13 protein-coding genes and 1 tRNA gene are annotated in these 20,026 nt (G+C 45.7%); 5 read left to right on the top strand and 9 right to left on the bottom strand.

From position 1 onward, the window contains the following. Nucleotides 1-27: 27 nt before the first annotated feature. Nucleotides 28-3,150, bottom strand: coding sequence for an EAL domain-containing protein (locus tag MSG34_RS20640; RefSeq protein ID WP_248339341.1), 3,123 nt, complete (start codon nt 3,148-3,150; stop codon nt 28-30). 126 nt (nt 3,151-3,276) lie between these two features. Between MSG34_RS20640 and asnC the strand changes: the two genes are divergently transcribed. Next, entirely contained in the window at nt 3,277-3,741 is a 465-nt protein-coding gene (gene asnC / locus MSG34_RS20635; protein ID WP_008218581.1) for a transcriptional regulator AsnC, read from the top strand. Between the two features lie 102 nt (nt 3,742-3,843). On the opposite strand, the gene prlC is transcribed toward asnC, so the two are convergent. Further along, complete coding sequence (gene prlC / locus MSG34_RS20630) at nt 3,844-5,886, bottom strand: oligopeptidase A (RefSeq protein WP_248339223.1); 2,043 nt, start codon at nt 5,884-5,886, stop codon at nt 3,844-3,846. Between the two features lie 279 nt (nt 5,887-6,165). Here prlC and MSG34_RS20625 point away from each other — a divergent pair, with 279 nt between their 5' ends. The 4 genes from MSG34_RS20625 to MSG34_RS20610 all read left to right on the top strand — a co-directional run bounded on the left by MSG34_RS20625 (nt 6,166) and on the right by MSG34_RS20610 (nt 10,844). Continuing rightward, entirely contained in the window at nt 6,166-7,005 is an 840-nt protein-coding gene (locus MSG34_RS20625; RefSeq protein WP_017065664.1) for a 23S rRNA (adenine(2030)-N(6))-methyltransferase RlmJ, read from the top strand. Between the two features lie 188 nt (nt 7,006-7,193). Further along, nucleotides 7,194-8,549 (top strand): glutathione-disulfide reductase, encoded by a 1,356-nt coding sequence (gorA, locus tag MSG34_RS20620; RefSeq protein WP_048612423.1) that lies wholly within the window; start codon nt 7,194-7,196, stop codon nt 8,547-8,549. Nucleotides 8,550-8,751: 202 nt separating this feature from the next. Beyond that, nucleotides 8,752-10,449 (top strand): hypothetical protein, encoded by a 1,698-nt coding sequence (locus MSG34_RS20615; RefSeq protein ID WP_248339221.1) that lies wholly within the window; start codon nt 8,752-8,754, stop codon nt 10,447-10,449. A 41-nt stretch (nt 10,450-10,490) separates the two neighbouring features. Continuing rightward, the gene (locus tag MSG34_RS20610; RefSeq protein WP_348983371.1) at nt 10,491-10,844 is read left to right on the top strand and encodes a DUF6482 family protein; all 354 of its coding nucleotides are present in this window, start codon (nt 10,491-10,493) and stop codon (nt 10,842-10,844) included. Between the two features lie 92 nt (nt 10,845-10,936). Here the strand turns inward: MSG34_RS20610 and MSG34_RS20605 are convergent, their stop codons facing one another. The 7 genes from MSG34_RS20605 to MSG34_RS20575 form a co-directional block, all read right to left on the bottom strand. After that, a complete protein-coding gene (locus MSG34_RS20605) occupies nt 10,937-12,178 on the bottom strand; it encodes an NADH:ubiquinone reductase (Na(+)-transporting) subunit B (RefSeq protein WP_248339217.1) in 1,242 nt (413 codons plus the stop codon). 198 nt (nt 12,179-12,376) lie between these two features. Next, the gene (locus MSG34_RS20600) at nt 12,377-13,339 is read right to left on the bottom strand and encodes an SPOR domain-containing protein (protein WP_248339214.1); all 963 of its coding nucleotides are present in this window, start codon (nt 13,337-13,339) and stop codon (nt 12,377-12,379) included. Nucleotides 13,340-13,526: 187 nt separating this feature from the next. Next, on the bottom strand, nt 13,527-14,465 hold the full coding sequence (locus tag MSG34_RS20595; protein ID WP_048607511.1) for an ABC transporter permease: 939 nt from the start codon (nt 14,463-14,465) through the stop codon (nt 13,527-13,529). Nucleotides 14,466-14,467: 2 nt separating this feature from the next. Then, nucleotides 14,468-15,445 carry an ABC transporter permease gene (locus MSG34_RS20590; protein WP_048612413.1) on the bottom strand — a complete coding sequence of 326 codons (978 nt, stop codon included), beginning with the start codon at nt 15,443-15,445 and terminating at the stop codon, nt 14,468-14,470. Nucleotides 15,446-15,623: 178 nt separating this feature from the next. Continuing rightward, nucleotides 15,624-17,177 carry an ABC transporter substrate-binding protein gene (locus MSG34_RS20585; protein ID WP_050633914.1) on the bottom strand — a complete coding sequence of 518 codons (1,554 nt, stop codon included), beginning with the start codon at nt 17,175-17,177 and terminating at the stop codon, nt 15,624-15,626. Between the two features lie 94 nt (nt 17,178-17,271). Continuing rightward, complete coding sequence (locus MSG34_RS20580) at nt 17,272-18,999, bottom strand: ABC transporter ATP-binding protein (RefSeq protein ID WP_019826573.1); 1,728 nt, start codon at nt 18,997-18,999, stop codon at nt 17,272-17,274. Between the two features lie 950 nt (nt 19,000-19,949). Next, a tRNA-Pro gene (locus MSG34_RS20575) sits at nt 19,950-20,026 on the bottom strand.

The raw sequence follows: 20,026 nt of genomic DNA, 5'->3' as shown, positions 1-20,026 counted from the left end.
AAGTATTCCCAGCTAAAGTCAGCTTACCTAAACCAATGGCTCTGTCTCTCGTTCTTGTCTTAACTCTTCAACGAGCTCTGCGAGTGGTTTAGGTCGGCCTATGATGTAGCCCTGCGCGTAGTTCACACCCAACTCAATCAGCTTGTCGATGATCTGGGTATTTTCAACGAACTCAGCCACGGTGTGCTTACCCATCTGCTTAGCGAGATCATTGATCGAGCGAACCATCACATGGTCCATCTCATTGACATCAATATCACGCACAAACAGGCCATCGATCTTCACAATATCGACGGGCAGTTTTTTCAGATAACCAAATGACGATAACCCTGAGCCAAAATCATCCAGTGCAATCATGCAGCCAAGCTCTTTGATTCGAGTGAAGAACTTGATCGCCTGCTTCATGTTACTCATCGCAGCCGTTTCGGTGATCTCTAAACAAATCTTATGACACGGTATCGATGAATCGCTCAGGCTATCTATCAAAAATTCGACAAACTCACGATTCCCCATCGAGTGACCGGAGAGGTTGATTGAACACATCCCGAGTTCCTCAATAACCTCAGGGCGTTGCTCCAACCAACCCAAGGTTTGACTGACAACTTGGCGATCAATCAAATGCGCGATGTTATAACGCTCTGAGGCTGGCATGAAAATCCCTGGGGAGATGTATTCCCCTTGGATGTTCTTGATGCGCACCAAGATTTCAAAGTGCATTTTATCGCTGTCTTCATCTAGGCCAAGAATACGCTGCGCAAACAGCTCTAAGCGATCATTAGCCAAGGCCTCATGCACGAGGTTGACGCACTCCATCTCTAGATGACGACGACGCAGGTCTTCATCATCTTGGTGGTAAAGGTGATAGCGATTGCGACCTTCTTCTTTAGCGGCATGACAAGCTGCATCCGCCTGAGCGTGCACCATCTGCGGTGAAGCTGCTGTATGGTCAATCAATCGAATACCGATAGAGCACGTCAGGTTGAGTCGAATATCATCCCACAAGAATGGATTCTCACTCATCATCGAGATAATACTGCGACACACATTAACCGCGTCTCGCTCAGTACAGTCTTTCATTAATACTGCAAACTCATCACCACCCATTCGCGCTAATACCGCATTGTAAGGCAGCACGTCTTCTAGCAACTTAGCGCTAAACAAGATCGCAGCATCACCCGCTTCATGTCCTGCGGTATCGTTCAGCACTTTCAGCTGATCCAAATCTAAGAACAACATCGCGTGAGTTCGCATGTGACTCTCAACCTCTTTCAGCGCTTTTTGCAGCTCTTGCTCAAAGTGGTTACGGTTAAAGGTGTCAGTCAGCAGGTCATAGCGAGCCTGATACTCTAGCTTTTCTGAGAGCTCGTGCGTCTCGGTGATGTCTTCCCCAACAATCAACAGCTGATCAGACTCGACCAACGGGCGGATATTTTCACGAATCCAGATCTTGCTGCCGTCGGCATGGCGATATTCAATATCACGACGCCATACACCACGAATCTTATGCTGAGGTTGCAGCAAGATATGGCGAGGAATCATCGCGTTCTCATCAACATAGAACTCTCTAGGGCGATGACCCAACAACTGATCGAGTGGGTAACCCAAAAGCTCTTCGGCAAACTGGTTCACTTGTTGAATGCGATTATTGCCATCGAGCGTAATCATCATCACCGGCTGTTTGTCGTAATACAGCTTCAAGTTTGCTTCACGTTGGAACAGCTTATTCTCAGCAAGCTTACGTGACGTCACGTCGCGCGCCTCAAAGAGAAACTGAATGTCTTCGTCTTCACTGCCCGGCATCGGCTTCAATGAAATATCCAACACCATCGCACCGCGATCTCGACACCACACCTCGGCTTCAAATCGTAAGGCTGGGTGCTCACTTTTTGCAATGAAATAGTCGGCTAGAACTTCTCGCGCAGAGCTTTCCCAATGTTGGTGTTGTTGCAGCGGCGTTCCCAGTTTATAGCCTTGGTTATAAAGCAGCTCATGTAGCTTGCTGTTACTCGACAGCAGCACACCACCCTTATCAATGATCCCCATGAACTGCAGGCTTTGGTCGAATATCGACTCAAGCAGCAGCTGACTTTTTCGGCTGGCACGTTCACTTTTTTTAAGGCGATTGAGGTAATACACCAAGGTCGCGATGACACACGACATCACCAAAAACAGCAAACCTATGGTGCGAATTTCATCGCGGTAGCGCACTAGAAATGACTTCGGCTTATTGAGGAAGGTCACCGAGGCTTCATTCTCTGCACCCAGATCCCATCTTGAAATCTGTTGGTAATCAAGTTTGATTTCTGGCGCGCCAGCAACCACCAATGGCAATGGTGCCTTAGGGTTTTTCAGCACACTCAACAGCACGCGTCCCGTGTCTCGACCTTGCGTTTCACCACTTTGAATCACACCACCAATCGCACCAAAACCTAGCCCGAGATCGTGCACCATGTACAGTGGCATTTGGGTCTTGATATTCAGTTGTCGCCAATCCTCATCGCTACTCACTCGACCTTGTGCATCGCGGTAGTACGCCCAAAACAGCAAGCTCTTGCCTAGGTCAGCACGTTGAGAAAAGGCCATTAACTCTTGGTAAGAATCCGGCACATAGTGCTCAACGAGGTCAGAAAAATCCGGATGGGTTTTGATGAACAGATCGATTTGAGAACGAATGGCCTCACCCGTGACTGAATGATCGGTAACAATGTAGATCTTTTTTACGGTCGCTTGAAGGCGCTTGATCAGCTCGATGTTGCCAACCAAGTCTATGTCTTCGGTAATGCCAGTAGCATTTAAGCCTTCAATCATTTGAGGGGAGAAATTGTTGATGCCGCCAAAGATGACTGGCGTATCTTTGAGATCGGGCGCGAGACGCTTCATTAGATTGAGCGCGTTATTATCACTCACCACAACTGCAGCGAATTCTTCATGCATCAACTTGGTGTGATAAAGCTGGTAGACACGCTCAAGGTATTCAGGGTTTTGAGTACGTTTGCTATCAAGGTAAACGACACGATACGACAACCCATCACGATCGAGCTCATCGGATAATCCTTTATGGAAATCATCTGTCCAGAAAAAGCCTTGATGATAAGAGTGAATGACCAACACATCTTTTGCCTGAGCTGAAGCAAAAACACTCCAACACATCACAATAAAAAATAACGAAAATCGCACTGAATTCACCCTAACCCTATAGTTGCTGCTAATATTATCACCCTTGGCTATGATGTGTACTCAAGCCGGTATGTTTTTCATTCAACCTAAGGATTATGCATGTCCACAACCACAGCTCGTCTAGATGATCTAGACCGTGCCATTCTCAAAACCTTGATGGAAGATGCACGTACTCCTTATGCTGAAATGGCAAAGCAGTTCGATGTCAGCCCTGCAACGATTCACGTTCGCATCGAAAAGATGAGATCGGCAGACATTATTGAGCGAACGGAAGTTGTGGTAAACACCAAAAAGCTAGGTTACGACGTGTGTTGTTTTATTGGCATCAATCTTAATGCTGCCAAAGATTACCACTCGGCGATAGCTAAGCTGAATGCCTTAGACGAAGTGGTTGAGGCGTACTACACCACTGGTGCTTACAATATCTTTGTAAAGCTGATGTGTAAGTCGATAGAAGAGCTGCAGTTTGTATTGATCGATAAGCTGCAAGCGATCGATGAAGTTCAGTCGACAGAAACACTGATTTCATTGCAGAACCCTATCAACCGCAATGTGAATCCATAACATTGATTCGCCTTGCTTGGCATAACGCACAGACAAAAAAAGAGCCTCTAACTAGAGGCTCTTTTTGCAATTATCTCGCAATAAACTAGATAGTTACCGTGATTATGCGTTGATTCCCGCGTGGCGCAGCATTGCGTCGATTTGTGGCTCACGACCACGGAAGCGTTTGAACAGCTCCATTGGCTCTTCACTGCCACCCATTTCAAGGATGTTGTTCAGGAAGCGATTACCCGTTTCAGTGTTGAATATACCCTCTTCTTCAAATGCTGAGAACGCATCTGCCGATAGCACTTCTGCCCACAGGTAGCTGTAGTAACCAGCACTGTAACCACCAGCAAAGATGTGACCAAAGCTGTGTGAGAAACGGTTCCAATCTAGGCTTGGCAGTACCGATACCTTAGACTTAACATCCGCTAGCGTTTCTAGTACGCGAGCACCCACTTCAGGGTCGTACTCTGTGTGTAACGTGAAATCGAACAAGCCAAGCTCTAGCTGACGCAGGATAAACATCGCAGATTGGAAGTTCTTCGCCGCTAGCATCTTCTCTAGCATCTCTTTTGGTAGCGCTTCACCCGTTTCGAAGTGACCAGAGATGAACGACAGCGCTTCTTCTTCCCAACACCAGTTTTCTAGGAACTGACTTGGCAATTCAACCGCATCCCAAGGCACACCGTTGATACCCGCAACTGCGCCCGCTTCTACTTGCGTCAGCATGTGGTGGATACCGTGACCGAATTCGTGGAATAAGGTCACTACTTCATCGTGAGTAAACAGTGCTGGCTTGTCACCAACAGGTTTGTTGAAGTTACACGTTAGGTAAGCAACCGGGGTTTGCAGCTCGCCAGATTCAGTAATACGACGACCACGACAGTCATCCATCCAAGCACCACCACGTTTGTGTTCACGTGCGTATAGATCTAGGTAGAAGCTACCACGCAATGTTCCAGTCGCATCAAAGATATCAAAGAAGCGAACTGACTCATGCCAAGTGTCTACGCCTTCACGCTCTGTTACCGACATACCAAACACACGTTTTAGTACCTCAAACAGGCCTGAAACCACATTAGATTCTGGGAAGTAAGGGCGAAGCTCTTCATCAGAGATCTCGAACAGCTTCTGTTTTTGTTTCTCGCTGTAGTAAGCGATGTCCCAAAGATTCAGTTCAGAAACACCAAACTCTTTCTCTGCAAACTGGCGTAGCTCTTCAACTTCGCGTTCACCTTGTGGTTTGGCTTTTACTGCTAAGTCGTTTAGGAAGCCAAGTACTTGATCTGGCGTTTCTGCCATTTTGGTCGACAGTGATTTTTCGCTGTAAGTACTGAAACCAAGCATGCGCGCGATCTCGTGGCGCAGTTTAAGTTGCTCAGTGATGATCTCAGTGTTGTCCCACTTACCTGCATTTGGACCTCGATCTGAAGCGCGCGTTACGTATGCTTCATAAAGCTCTTTACGCAGTTCTTGGTTATCACAGTACGTCATCACAGGTAGGTATGATGGGATATCTAAAGTCAGTAAGTAACCTTGTTGCTCTTTAGACTCAGCCGCCGCTTGTGCTGCCGCCAGTGCTGATTCAGGCATACCTGCCAGTTCAGCTACGTCTGTGATCTGCTTGCTCCAACCCATGGTTGCATCAAGCACGTTATTTGAGAATTGAGAGCCTAGCTCCGACTGACGCTTGCTGATCTCGCCGTAACGATGCTGTTCATCTGCAGGTAAGCCTATGCCTGACAATTCGAAATCACGCAGTGCGTCGGTAATGGTTTTTTGTTGAGCTTGGTTCAGTGCAGAGAATGCTTCGCTCGCCTTGATCGCTTTATACGCTTCGAACAAGCCTTTGTGTTGGCCAACCCAAGTGCCGTATTCAGATAGCACTGGTAAGCAGCTCTCATACGCTTCACGCAGTTCGTCACTGTTCACGACAGAGTTCATATGGCTTACAGGTGACCAAATACGACCTAAACGATCATCCACTTCTTCAATTGGAGCAACCAGGTTGTCCCAGCTTGGTGAAGTATTACCTTCAAGTACTTGTTCTATCTTGTTGCGACACGCTTCAATCACTTGCTCAACTGCAGGCTTTACGTGCTCTGGCTTGATCTGTGAAAACGGAGGTAAGTCCGTGAAGGTTAATAGCGGATTAGACATATAAACATTCCTTTGGCTTTAGAGACTTTCGTCTTTTTTGTAATGAGGTCGTCTTACAGTCATCAGGCTAAAGTTCGCCCTAAAAAATCACCTGCGAATAGTTATTAAATAGTGCCCAACAAGGCAAATTTCAATAGTAGAACCAATAACTAACTGCATATTGCTAGCGACTGTTCCTGAATTGTTCGAGAATTTATGGTCCATTGAGGGTTATAATAGTCTGATTAACCCCACCTACACTAACCACACTCTAATTCGAGAGTGTTACGAGAGTTTAATTTGTTAAGTTATCGCCACAGCTTCCACGCAGGTAACCATGCCGACGTAGTAAAGCATATCGTACAGAGCCTTATTCTTAATTCTTTGAAACAGAAGGATAAGCCTTTTGTTTATCATGACACTCACTCTGGTGTAGGTCGTTACGACTTAACGCATGAATGGTCTGAAAAAACCGGTGAATACAAACAAGGTATTGCGCGCGTTTGGGAACAGCAAAATCTTCCTGAAGACATTCAAAGCTACCTTGAGTCTATTTCCATTCTCAATAATGGCGAGAAACTGCGTTACTACCCAGGCTCTCCACGTGTTGCACGTGCACACCTGCGTGACCAAGACCGCATGGTTCTGACTGAGCTTCACCCAGCCGATCACCCTCTGCTTGAGCAAGAGTTCCACCGCGATCGTCAGGTATCTATCTACAAAGAAGATGGGTTTAAGCGCTTAAAGGGCAGCTTGCCACCAAAAGAACGTCGTGGTTTAGTACTGATCGATCCACCTTACGAGCTAGCAAAAGAGTATCGTGATGTCGTGACAGCAATCGCTCAAAGCCACAAGCGCTGGGCAACTGGTATCTACGCAATTTGGTACCCGGTAGTAAACCGCTGTGATATCGAAGATATGATCGAAGGTCTCGAAGGCTTAGGCATCAACAAGATTCTACAAATCGAACTTGGCGTATCACCAGACACCAATGAGCGTGGCATGACAGCATCAGGCATGATCGTGATTAACCCGCCTTGGAAGTTAGAAAGCCAAATGAAAGAGATTCTTCCATTCTTGAAGGAAGCAATTGCTCCGGCGACCGGTCACTTCAAAGTAGAGTGGATCGTACCCGAGTAATCTCGAACTTAACGTCATGCTCTGACGAATATTCAGCAGATTGTGACGTACACGAATAAATTTTAAACAGGGAGATTGAGTTCAACCGATCTGCCCTCAATATAATAATTAGACAATTTAAGAATCTATAGGACGTAGGTGTTCAGTGCGCTCACTGTACCCACAGCCTTCAATAAATGGAGAAAGTAATGGCGACTCATTTTGATTACATCTGTATCGGCGGCGGTTCAGGCGGCATCGCATCAGCAAACCGCGCAGCAATGCACGGTGCAAAGGTTGCACTTATCGAAGCTCAAGACCTTGGTGGTACTTGTGTAAACGTTGGTTGTGTTCCTAAAAAGGTAATGTGGCACGGCGCTCAAGTTGCTGAAGCTATCAACCTATACTCTGAAGATTACGGCTTCGACGTTGACGTAAAAGGCTTCAACTGGAGCAAATTAGTGGAGAACCGCCAAGCGTACATTGGCCGTATCCACCAATCTTACGATCGCGTTCTTGGTAACAACAAAGTAAACGTAATCAAAGGCTTTGCTAAGTTCGTTGACGAGAAAACTGTTGAAGTTAACGGTGAACACTACACCGCAGATCACATCCTGATCGCAGTAGGTGGTCGTCCAACCATTCCAAACATCCCAGGCGCTGAATACGGCATCGATTCAAACGGTTTCTTCGACCTAATGGAGCAACCTAAACGTGTTGCTGTTATCGGCGCAGGCTACATCGCAGTAGAAATCGCAGGCGTACTAAGTGCACTTGGCACAGAAACACATCTATTCTGCCGTAAAGAGTCACCACTTCGCAGCTTCGACCCAATGATCATCGAGACACTGGTTGAAGTAATGGAAGCGGAAGGCCCAACACTGCATACGCACTCTGTTCCAAAAGAAGTAGTGAAAGAAGCAGACGGCACATTAACTCTACACCTAGAGAACGGCAACACTCAAAACGTTGACCACCTAATCTGGGCTATCGGTCGTCACCCAGCAACTGACGCTATTAACCTAGCATCAACTGGCGTTGCAACTAACGACCGTGGCTACATCAAAGTAGACGAGTTCCAAGCAACCAACGTGCCTGGCATCTACTGTGTTGGCGACATTATGGAAGGCGGTATCGAGCTAACTCCTGTTGCTGTTAAAGCAGGTCGCCAGCTTTCTGAGCGTCTATTCAACGGTCAAACCAACGCGAAAATGGACTACAAGCTAGTGCCTACTGTTGTATTCAGCCACCCACCTATCGGCACAATTGGTCTAACGACTCAAGAAGCTGAAGAGCAATACGGCAAAGACAACATCAAGGTATACACGTCTGGCTTCACTGCTATGTACACAGCAGTAACCAAGCACCGTCAACCTTGTAAGATGAAGCTAGTATGTGCTGGCGAAGAAGAGACTGTAGTTGGCCTACACGGCATCGGTTTCACTGTTGATGAAATGATTCAAGGCTTCGGCGTTGCAATGAAGATGGGCGCAACCAAAGCAGACTTCGACTCTGTTGTGGCGATTCACCCAACGGGCAGCGAAGAGTTTGTAACCATGCGTTAAACCTTTGTAAGTCAAAGAAATATTATGAAAAAGCCGACATCTGTCGGCTTTTTGTGTTTTTTACCGTATGGTTTGAATATTTATTAACCGAACAGCATTTTACACACTTAACTTGGAAGAAAGATCACACTACAATCGCGCGCTATAAAATTACACGCATAAAAATAACAAATAGCTCTATTACATAAAGGATGTACGAGTAATGAAAAAAGTGAGTATTCTCGCAGCGGCGATTGCAGTGGCTTTAACAGGTTGTGGTAGCGACAGTTCTAATTCAGGTGTCACTACACCGACAGAACCATCAACAACAACCAACAAATTTATCGATGCCGCTGTTGAAGGTATCTACTACAACACCAGTTCTGGCTTAAGCGGTGTTACAAATAGCGAAGGCGAATTTACCGCTAAAACTAACGACACAGTGACCTTCTTCATTGGTGGTGAAAACGGCTTAAAAGTAGGTGCAGCATCAAACCGTGATGTACTGACTCCATTCGAAGCGGCAGGTAAATACGACCGCTCTCTGAACCTAGCAATTTTACTTCAGTCTCTGGATAACCAATTTGGTAGCACTTCTGATGAAGTACTGACAATTCCAGATGCGCTGCGCGAACCTGATGCTGCTACGTTAGCGAAGATGAAAGATCTAAGCCTAGACGATAGTACAAGCGTAACGGATTTCCTAAAAGCGGTTGGTGTAGAAGCTGCAAATATCACTTCAGAAAGCGACGCTCTAACGCATATGCAGTCTGCGTTTGGCTCAATGAAGCGTGGTGATGGTTCAGTAAACCCATTTGCAGAGAAAAACGGCCAATTTGTTCGTTACATTGACGTAACCCAAGAGCGTTTAGATGGCAATTTCACTTTTGTTCATGCTGATAAAACTCTACCAAATGACTTGTTTGAAGCGACACGTGGCATGGTTCAAATGGACTATCAAGTAAACACCGCGAGTTTAGCTTATTTAAAAGGGTCTAATGACGCTCAGTTAACGGAAGGCTTTGCCCAGGATTACCTGAACTGCTTGGCTGGCGACCCTAGTAATACTTTCACAGCTCCAAACACATGTAGTGGTGTCCCTGCTTCTCATTACGCTTTGGGAGGCAACTTTAAATACTTGCTCGTTGATCCTGATGGTGAAGAAGATGCTGATGAATCAATGGACTGGGAAACTGTAGGCAACTTCCGTCCATTCTCAGTAGCCACTGTTAACGAACTCAATCACTTTACCGCAGATGAAAAGTTCAACGATAACGACGATGGTGGTCATTCATGGGTCAACCAAAATATTTCTGGCTCCTACGATCCTGTCACTAAGATTTATACTGAAATCACTGAAAAAGAAGAGTTAGAAGATAACACTGATTGCAGTTCTACAAACTGTTCAGTCGACAGAAAAACAAAGCGTGTTGCTTACTACTACGAGATCCCAACCAAAGATTCTGAACGTTACGTAGATTTCACTGGTACATGGGAAACGAAAGAGTACTGTGACAATGGCGAAGTTGCAGTGAGTACTATGGTGTTCGGCGCAACAAAAGTAACGACATCAGGTTCTGAGTGTGGCAGCGAAAACGGCGGCCAATCTTCGCCTGAAGATATGGGCCAGTTTGATGCGACCTACGCAGAGTTGGGCGCTATCGATTACTGGTGGTTTGGTCAAACAGACCGAGCTTCTAAAGCGACACTAACAGAACTGAACACTGTAGTTCGCTTCTGTGACCCAGAGGGCGACAATTACGTTGCCGGCTCGCCTTGTGACTCAAACGATGAATATTTCGTTAAGTGGGAATACCAACCTGCGGGCACCAACTGGGATGAAGGCCTACTTATCCGTCGTAAGATGGATAACACAGGTAACACCGATGGTCGTGTTAGCATCATGCAGAAAATCAACTAATCACTGAGTTAGTTTGATGACTTAATCAAAAACCAGAAGCCGTGCTCCTGGTTTTTTTCATTTCTAAGCTACATGAACCTTCAAACAACTATTTACGTAGATACCAAAACAAAGACTTATCTAGAACAGCAATGGAGTTTGTTATGAATCTACTAATTGAATCATTTGAAGGCGGGATTTACTTAGCTTACCAAGTCGTTGGAGAGCAAAAGCGGTTAATTAAAGACAACCACCAGCATCCTATGAAGTTTTTGAGTGTTAACCAAGCACGCGATCACTTTAGCGACCAAGGTGTAGCATCAGCTATGCTGGTTCATAACAGTGCTTACGACGAGATGTGCGGTGAACACTGTGGTAGCACACAACCTTTCGAGATTGATTTGAAGTGGAGTTAAATCAACCTCAAATCAATCGCGATAAAAATTGAAAGGCTTGCATCAATGCAAGCCTTTCTTATGGCATTCACTTTCCCTTTTAATCACTTAGATCAGCGCGATGTCCGTTTCAGTCTTCGTTTAATGTTCTGCTCTTTCACTACAAAGTCGAATAGCGGAGCGAACAGGTTGGCGAACAAGATAGCCAGCATAATGCCCTCTGGGTAGGCGGGATTAAGCACTCGAATACCGACCGTCATCACTCCGATCAAAATCCCATAGGCCCATTTACTCTGATTGGTAAACGCGGCAGATACCGGGTCTGTTGCCATGAAGAAGGTACCAAACGCTACACCACCCAACACAAAGTGCCAGTAGAACGGCATCGAAAACATCGAGTTGGTTTCTGACCCTATCCAATTCATCAAGCTAGATGTCACAACGAGACCAATAATCACACCGGCGACAATGCGCCAAGAAGCTATCTTCATCGCTATCAGAATCAACCCCGTCAACATGATAAGCAGTGACGACACTTCGCCCATCGAGCCCGGTATGTTACCGACAAAAGCATCCATCCAAGTGATCGCTTCGCCAGTCATGTTATTGATGAGTGACGTGCTGCCACCTTCATACCATTGACTCAGTGGTGTCGCGCCTGAATAGCCATCAGCGGCAACCCACACAAGCCCACCCGACATGTTGGCTGGATACGCGAAATAAAGAAACGCGCGGCCTGCAAGGGCTGGGTTCAAGAAGTTTCGCCCTGTACCACCGAACAGCTCTTTGGCGACAACGATACCAAAGGTGATACCTAATGCGGCTTGCCAAAGCGGGATGGTTGGCGGGAGGATGAGTGCAAACAGCACCGAGCTAACAAAGAAGCCTTCATTAACTTCGTGCTTACGCACGACAGCAAACAGTACCTCCCAGAAGCCACCTACCACAAACACCGTGGCATAAACGGGTAGAAAATAGAGTGCACCAAGCAACATCTGACTTGCCCAGCCACTTGCCATCAATGACTGCACATCACCAAATGCCCACGACAGACGCCAGCTGCTTTCAATAACAGAGGCAAGTTCGTTAAGTTGATAGCTGGAGGTTAATGCGAGGACGCTTTGATGTCCGACGTTATACATCCCCCAGAACATTGCCGGGAAGGTCGCTAACCACACCAGAATCATGATGCGCTTTAGATCAATGCTGTCACGGACATGGGTTATGCCGCGATTTACGTTTCCGGGTGTATAGAATATTGTCGCGAAAGCTTCATACACTGGGTAGAGCTTTTCGTACTTCCCTCCGGCTTCAAAGCGTGGAGCCACGTCTTCTAATCGTTTTTTTAAACTCATAATCTCAATCACCTTATTGCTTGAGTTATGGTTTTCTACGCATCAACCGTGCTATTTGAACAATTTTTAGCGATTTTTAATAAAATTCGTCTTGAAGAACGAGTGTCTAAAAGTCGAACCGATGTTGAAAAAGAAGGGTGTATAAACAACAAAGCCCCAGCAATGGCTGAGGCTTATTTGGTATAACAACGGTCGTCGCTACTTAACGCACATCACGTTGAGCAATGAAGAACCTTTCAATTGGTTTACGTTCCCGTTGGTAAACAGACCTTTCTTATCTGCGCCCCAATAAGGGAGATGCATTGGCCAGTTCTGTTTTTCCATAACCTTTGAGTTCAAGATGCTCTGCCATTGCTTTTCACTCATCAGCTTCATGTTGACCTGATTACATACCAATTCAGCGCTATCGTAATCTAGGCGGCTCCAAGGCTTACCTTGCTCCATGTAGAACTGTTGTTGATGGTCTAGAAGGTAAGGAATCGCATATTGGCTACCCGCAACGTCTGCTTTCACGCGAATCTCGATCTCTAGATCATTGTCTGAGCTCGAATTACCGCTTGGTAGCGCCTGAATAGCAGCAGCACTCGTTACCGCCGCCGCTTGCTTAGCAGCCACAGGTTTCGGTGCAGGCTTAGCTTCTACTTTTGCAGGAGCCTTGGGCGTCATCACTTTTGGTTCTGCCGCTTTTGCAACGATAGGCTGTGATGAGGTTTTCGACTTATCGACCATGCGAATAAAGGCCTCACCGTAGCCAGCAACCTTACGTACCTGAGTTAGGTCTTTTCTCGCATCAGAGAAGGTAGAATAAGGTCCGATTAAGCAACGGTAGTCTCCGCCTTCCGGCTTCATCCAAACGTTGGTCGAGATCTTCTCATACAGAGGTTTTGCTCGGTTCAGTGACAAAGGCTTATTCAACAAGCCACATTGAACCCAAAACAGCTCGTTATCTGAATGACGTTTAGGTGCTTTACTGCCCCACACGCCCTTACCGATCGGACATGATTGCTCTAGCTGTGGTAATTGATTGGTGCTTGCCTGAGTTGCATCACATAGAACCGACTCTGCATTCACTTGGCTCGATACCAAAAGAGATGCAGCTATAAGCCCCATACGATAATTTCTCGTCACAGCACGACATACAGCATTCATTGTCAATTTCATAACCACCACTTAAACCCTTGCGGGCTAATTATTACCGAATCTATGTCGATAAAACATGAATTCCATTTTAAGTATTATTGACACTGTCAATAATACTAAGTTCCAGATCCATTAAGCAAAAAAAGAGCCGTAATTGCTTACGGCTCTTAATTTAGTGACTTTTTTTACTAAAAATCAAACCGGGCTATCACCCTTTATAAATTTTCGGGTTAAACACGTCACGTAACCAGTCGCCTAATAGGTTAATAACTAGAACCAATGTTACCAAAAGCACACCTGGGAATGCTGTGATCCACCATGCTCCTGAGAAAATGTAGTTAAAACCAGTACTGATCAGGGCACCGAGTGACGGTTGGTCTACCGGAAGGCCTAAACCTAGGAAAGAAAGTGCCGCTTCTGACATGATGGCATTTGCCACCTGTACCGTAGAGATAACCAGAATCGGTGATAAACAGTTAGGCAGAATATGACGGAACATGATGCGAGGCGCTCTAAAGCCCATCACACGTGCCGCTTCTACGTACTCTTTCTTCTTCTCTGCCAATACCGATGCACGAATCGTACGAGCATACTGCGGCCATTCAGCAATACCGATGATCACCACCAGCATGACAACGGCATATTGCGCATAGAAGTCACTACCGAAACTCGCCTTAAAGATGGCCGAGACAATGATCGCAACCATCATGGTTGAGAATGAAAGCTGAACATCGGCAAAACGCATCAGGAAGCTATCAATACGACCACCAAAGTAACCCGCAGACAGACCAATGATGATACCGAGTGTCAGCTGAAGACCTACCGCTAGGAAACCGATCGTCAGTGACAGACGCGAGCCGTAAAGCATCGTAGATAAGATGTCACGGCCTTGCTCATCAGTACCCAGTAGGAAGCGTTCTTCGCCGTCTTCCATCCAAGATGGTGGCAACTCAGAATCCATGATGTCGATAGACGTCACGTCATATGGGTCTGTTGGCGCTAGAATCGGTGCCGCTAATGCCATCACAAGGAAAGCTGCAAAGATAGCGAAGCTCACCATTGCCACTTTATCGCGTAAGAAGTAGTACAGAATGTCTGACTGCTTGAATCGCTCCCAACGAGATGGAGCTGTTGTTGTGTGTTCCATGATTATGCTCCTTTCCCTGTAATGTTCACTGTTGGGTTAATGATGCCGTAAAGCAGGTCAACAATGGTGTTCGTTACTACGAAGATCAGGCCAACGAAGATAACGTATGCGGTAATCAGTGGAGTATCCACTCGGTTAATCGCTTCAAGGAATAGGAAGCCGGTACCCGGCCACTGGAATACAGTTTCAGTCAGAATGGTGTATGCCACCATCGTACCGATTTGAACACCACCTACCGTTAGTACAGGTAGCATTGTGTTCTTCAAAGCGTGTTGGTAGTAAATCTTGTTCAGCGCTAAGCCTTTTGCTTTACCAAACTTAATGTATTCAGAGCTAAGAACCTCGAGCATTTCAGAACGTACTAGACGAATGAATAGCGGCAGCATGATAGATGCCAGAGCAATACTCGGCAGCACTAAGTGAGCAAGGCCATCTAGCGTTAAGAAGCCAGACTCCCAACCAAACCAGTTTGCGGTATCACCACGTCCGAATGACGGCAGCCAACCGAGTTCAATAGAGAACACATACATCAGCATGATTGCGGTTAAGAAAACAGGTACCGAGATACCGATACTACTGCCCGCCATCACCAACTTAGTGAAGAAGCTTTTTGGGTGTATTGCAGAATAAACGCCGAGTGGAATCGACAGACAAACAATGATCAGAGAAGCGCCAAACACAAGTTCAAGCGTCGCGACCAATTTATCTAAGATTACGTCCACAGCAGGGCGTTTAAAGAAATATGAAGTACCAAGATCACCTTGTAGAGCTGCGCCCACAAAGCGAGTGTATTTTGTAATGAAGGGATCATTTAAGCCGAGTTCATCACGCAGCGCTTGACGCTCCGATTCTGAAACAGATTGACCGACTAACTCACGCAACGGGTCGCCCAGGTTATCCTGAATGGCAAACGCCACCAAACTGATCACAAACATCACTATCAGTGCCTGAAACAGGCGCTTGACCAGAAACGTAACCATTCCTTGCCCCTTATCTATCCATGACTATCTAATCGAAATCCGCGACTAGATAACAAAATTCAGTCTTAAAAAAGGTATTTAGCCAGACTGAAGGAAGACCAAATACCGAAACTTAAATCTATTTCTTAATAATTTGAGAGCCTGAAAAGCTTCAGGCTCTCGATTCTAGCAAGCTAGATTATTTTACAACTAGGTCGCCGAAGTAAGGCATAACCATTGGGTTTACTACGTCTGCTGCACCTACGTTAGACTTCGCGCCCCACGCTTCACTTTGCCAGTGTAGCGGTACGAATGCTGCGTCGTTGTAAAGTGTTGCTTCAACGCCTTTCAGCATTTCAGCACGCTTAACTGGGTCAGTTTCAGTGTTAGAAGCTTCTACAATCGCATCCATTTCTGGGTTTGAGTAACCAGAACAGTTGTATTGACCACGGCCAGTTTCTTCGTTACGAGTCATAGTTAGGAACTCGTTGAAGTTAGCTGAATCTTCTGTATCTGAGTGCCAGCCGATCATCATCATGTCTGCTGAACATAGGTCAAATTCAGGCCAGTACTGTGCTTTAGGCATAGTTTTAAGATCAACTTTGATACCAATCTTAGATAGCATTGCCGCAGACGCTTGCGCTACTTTCGCATCGTTCACGTAACGGTTGTTTGGTGCCATCATAGTTAGCGTAAAGCCATCTTCGTAGCCCGCTTCTTTCATCAGCTCTTTCGCTTTTTTCAGATCGTAACGAGGAACTAGGTCTTCGTTGTGACCCGCGTAGCCTGTTGGGCTTTGCTGACCAGCGGCTGTTGCGAAGCCTTTCATGATCTTCTTAACGATACCTTCGTTGTTGATTGCGTGAACAATCGCCTGACGAACGCGAACATCTTTAAGAGCTTCGTTGCTGTTTTGGTTCATTTGGAACGTGATAATACGAGTACCAGGTAGCGTTACTAGATCGATATTCTTAGCGTTTTTAACACGCTTGTGATCGTTTGGTGCTACTGGGTGAATCATATCTACGTCACCAGAAAGAAGTGCTGCAACACGTGTTGCGTCTTCTTTGATTGGCACAAGTGTTAGCTTGTCTACGTTGCCTTCAGTTTCTGTGTCCCAGTAATCGTTGAAACGCTCGAACGTTACTTTAACGCCTTGCTCACGCTGCGTTACGATGAATGGACCAGTACCTGAAACGTTAGTCGAAGCGAACGAGTTACCGTGCTTAACTAGCTCAGACTTGTCTTTACCTTCTGCTGTTTGGCCAGAGTAGAACTTGCTGTCCATTGGGAAGATGTACGTTGCTGTTTGTAGTACTAGTGGGTAAGCCGCTTTAGAAACAAGCTCAACTGTGTAGTCATCCACTTTTACCATTTTTTCGTATGGCGTGAAGATAGACTTAAAGTCTGGAGATGCTTGTAGACGTTCAAAAGTCCACACAACATCATCAGCAGTCAGTTCGTTACCAGAGTGGAATTTCACACCTTTACGTAGGTTAAAGCGGAAAGTCGTTTCATCAACACGCTCCCAGCTCGATGCTAGGCGGCCTTCAAAATCCATCTCTTTTGTGAAGCGTACTAGAGGGTCAAACACCATGTGAGACATTTGCAGTGTGCCACCAGACAGCTGCTCGTGCGGGTCAAGTGATACCGGGTCAGCTGCGTAGCCAACGGTAATATCTGCTGCTGCTGCACTAAAGCTTAGGCCAGCTGCCATTAAAGCTACTGCTAATTTGCTTTTCATGGTTTTCATTGCATAACTCCTTCATGCGGGAATCCAGATCCCTAGTTGTTGTATTTGCGTCTGTTTATTGTTTTTAGCAAGCTAAACTCCAGCCTGCTGATTTTTATACCGCGGCTTGTGCCACTGCTTTTTCTTCTCTTAAACCTGTAAATTCAGGCATTAAAGAAATTAGGTGTTTGCTGTATTCATGCTGAGGCGATTGGAATAGCTGCTCGGTTGGCGCGACTTCCAATAGCTCTCCCATTTGCATCACACCAACACGATCACACATTTGGCGAATAACCGGTAAATCGTGACTGATGAACAGCATGGTTAGGTTTAGCTCGTCTTGTAAGTCTTTTAATAGGTTGAGGATCTGAGCCTGTACCGACACATCCAGTGCCGACGTAGGTTCATCACAAATCAAAAGACGAGGGCGAGTTGCCAAGGCGCGAGCGATAGAAATACGCTGACGTTGGCCACCTGAGAATTCGTGTGGGTACTTAACCCCGGCCATTACGCCCAAACCAACGTGCTCTAGTAGATCGTTCACGATCTGACGAGTTTCATTCTCGTTACGCGTAAGTTTATGGAATCGGATAGGCTCAGCAATGATGTCGAATATCTTCATTCGAGGGTTCATTGATGTGTAAGGGTTTTGGAAAACCATCTGCATTTGGCGACGCATTGGGCGACGCTCTTTTTCAGATTTAAGCCCAGTCAGGTCAACGCCTTCAAACGTTACCTTGCCTGAGTTGGGTGCGTACAAGCCAGCAATCACACGAGCAATCGTTGATTTACCTGAGCCTGACTCACCTACTAAACCAAACGTTTCGCCTTCATGCACTTCAAAGCTCACGTTGTTTGATGCTTGAACGTACTCACGACGACTCTCAAAGAAAGAATCTTTGGTGGTAAAGCGTAAGTGCACGTTTTCAACATTCAACAATGGGCCAGTGTAATCACGGTGATCTTGGCTTTGGCCTAACCAGTGGTTTTTCACATCTAGAGGCTCCATCTCGTGCGCTTCTTCGATGTAGCTCACAAGAGGGAAACGATCAAGTTTACGGTCTGAACGTGGAACCGCTGAGATAAGACTGTGTGTGTATGGGTGTTCAGGAGTACCAAGGACTTTCGCCGTCGGGCCAAACTCAACTAAGTCACCACGATACATAACGGCTACGCGGTCGGTAACGTTTGATACCACGCCCATGTCGTGCGTGACCAACATACAACCTACGTTCTTCTTGATACATAGGTCGCGAATCAACCCCAAGATTTGATCTTGAATAGACACATCCAGTGCCGTCGTTGGTTCATCTGCGATGATAAGGTCAGGTTCACCAGCCAATGCGATCGCGATAACCACACGCTGACGCATACCGCCAGAGAACTGGTGTGGGTACTGCTTTAAACGGTTTTCAGGTTGTGGGATACCCACTTGGTTCATCAAGTCTAATGAGCGCTGGTAGGCTTCTTGATCCGAAACCTTCATGTTGGCATGAATCGTCTCTTTTAACTGCTGTTCTACTGTGAATAGAGGGTTAAGAGACGTCATTGGATCTTGGAAGATAAAACCAATCTTTGAGCCGCGAACAGAACGCATCTGTTCAGGAGATAAACCAGAGACTTTTTCGCCGTCCAGAAATACCTCGCCGCTAGCAATGCGGCCTGGAGGGCTCAGCAAATCGATCACAGCATTACCTACTGTTGATTTACCTGCACCAGACTCGCCTACAACACCAACAATCTCACCACGTTCAATGTTGAACGAAAGTGATTTAACTGCGGCGTGAACTCCATGACGAGATGGGTATTCGATACGAAGATTTTTTACTTCTAAAAGTGACATTACCAGACCTCTACTGCTTTGGCAGCTTTCTGCCCTGTCTGCAAAATTGAATCCATTCTTACCAGAATATTGTTCTGATATTTTATACGGTTGACAATTTGGCAAATAATTCACAGAAAAGCAACAAAAATAGGATAAAAAGTCGACATTAAACGCTTAGCAAGCAAAAGTACCACATAACTATTCACCTAAAGAGCATATAGTAAGAAAAATCAACATTATATTATCGGCAAGAAATACTCACAAACTCCTTACCACTACTTACTTGTAGAGTTAAAGCCGTGCTTCAAAGCAGATCTCACTACCAGTCACTAAAAACAAATAATTATTCTAAAAAACAATTAACACTATAGAAACAAACGCTGATTTTGTTAATTTGAACAAATAAAACAACCAGATACACGTTAATTAACCATACATTTAACCATTTGTATTATTTTGGTAAATACAAAACAGATAAACGAAAGGCCTAATAAATCAGAGGAGTTTTTGAACGACCAAATGCGTAGAAAGCTGTCAAATTCAGGCCTTAGTGAGCAAATTTAGGGTTAGATTTCATTTTTCATAAAAGTCTTTAGACCAAACCCATTAATATGTCTAATTATTGAGTGCGTCACTTATATAAAATTAGATATAGATCTACACATTTGATAAAGAAAGCAACTCCGTATCAGTACCATAATCAAGCAGATCGATAAGAATCTGTCTTATATAAGAAGGGGGATACAGAGGCGACACCAGACAAGGTGCCGAAGCAGGTAAGATCTCAGCATTCAAAATCGATAAAAACTAAAACGACAGATGTAAAAAAGCCCCAATCTTTCGACTGAGGCTTCTTAAGTGATCGGTGAAGAGACATTCTTTGAACATCAGGCGAACCCCACTCTGTTCAAGTTATCTAAATTTCAGATGTAAAAAAGCCCTAGTCTTTCGACTAGGGCTTCTTAAGGTGGTCGGTGAAGAGGGATTCGAACCCCCGACCCTCTGGTCCCAAACCAGATGCGCTACCAAGCTGCGCTATTCACCG

It is taken from the genome of Vibrio sp. 1CM2L (genome assembly GCF_023161695.1).
Taxonomy (GTDB): domain Bacteria; phylum Pseudomonadota; class Gammaproteobacteria; order Enterobacterales; family Vibrionaceae; genus Vibrio; species Vibrio coralliirubri.
This window is presented reverse-complemented; position numbering and strand designations above follow the sequence as displayed.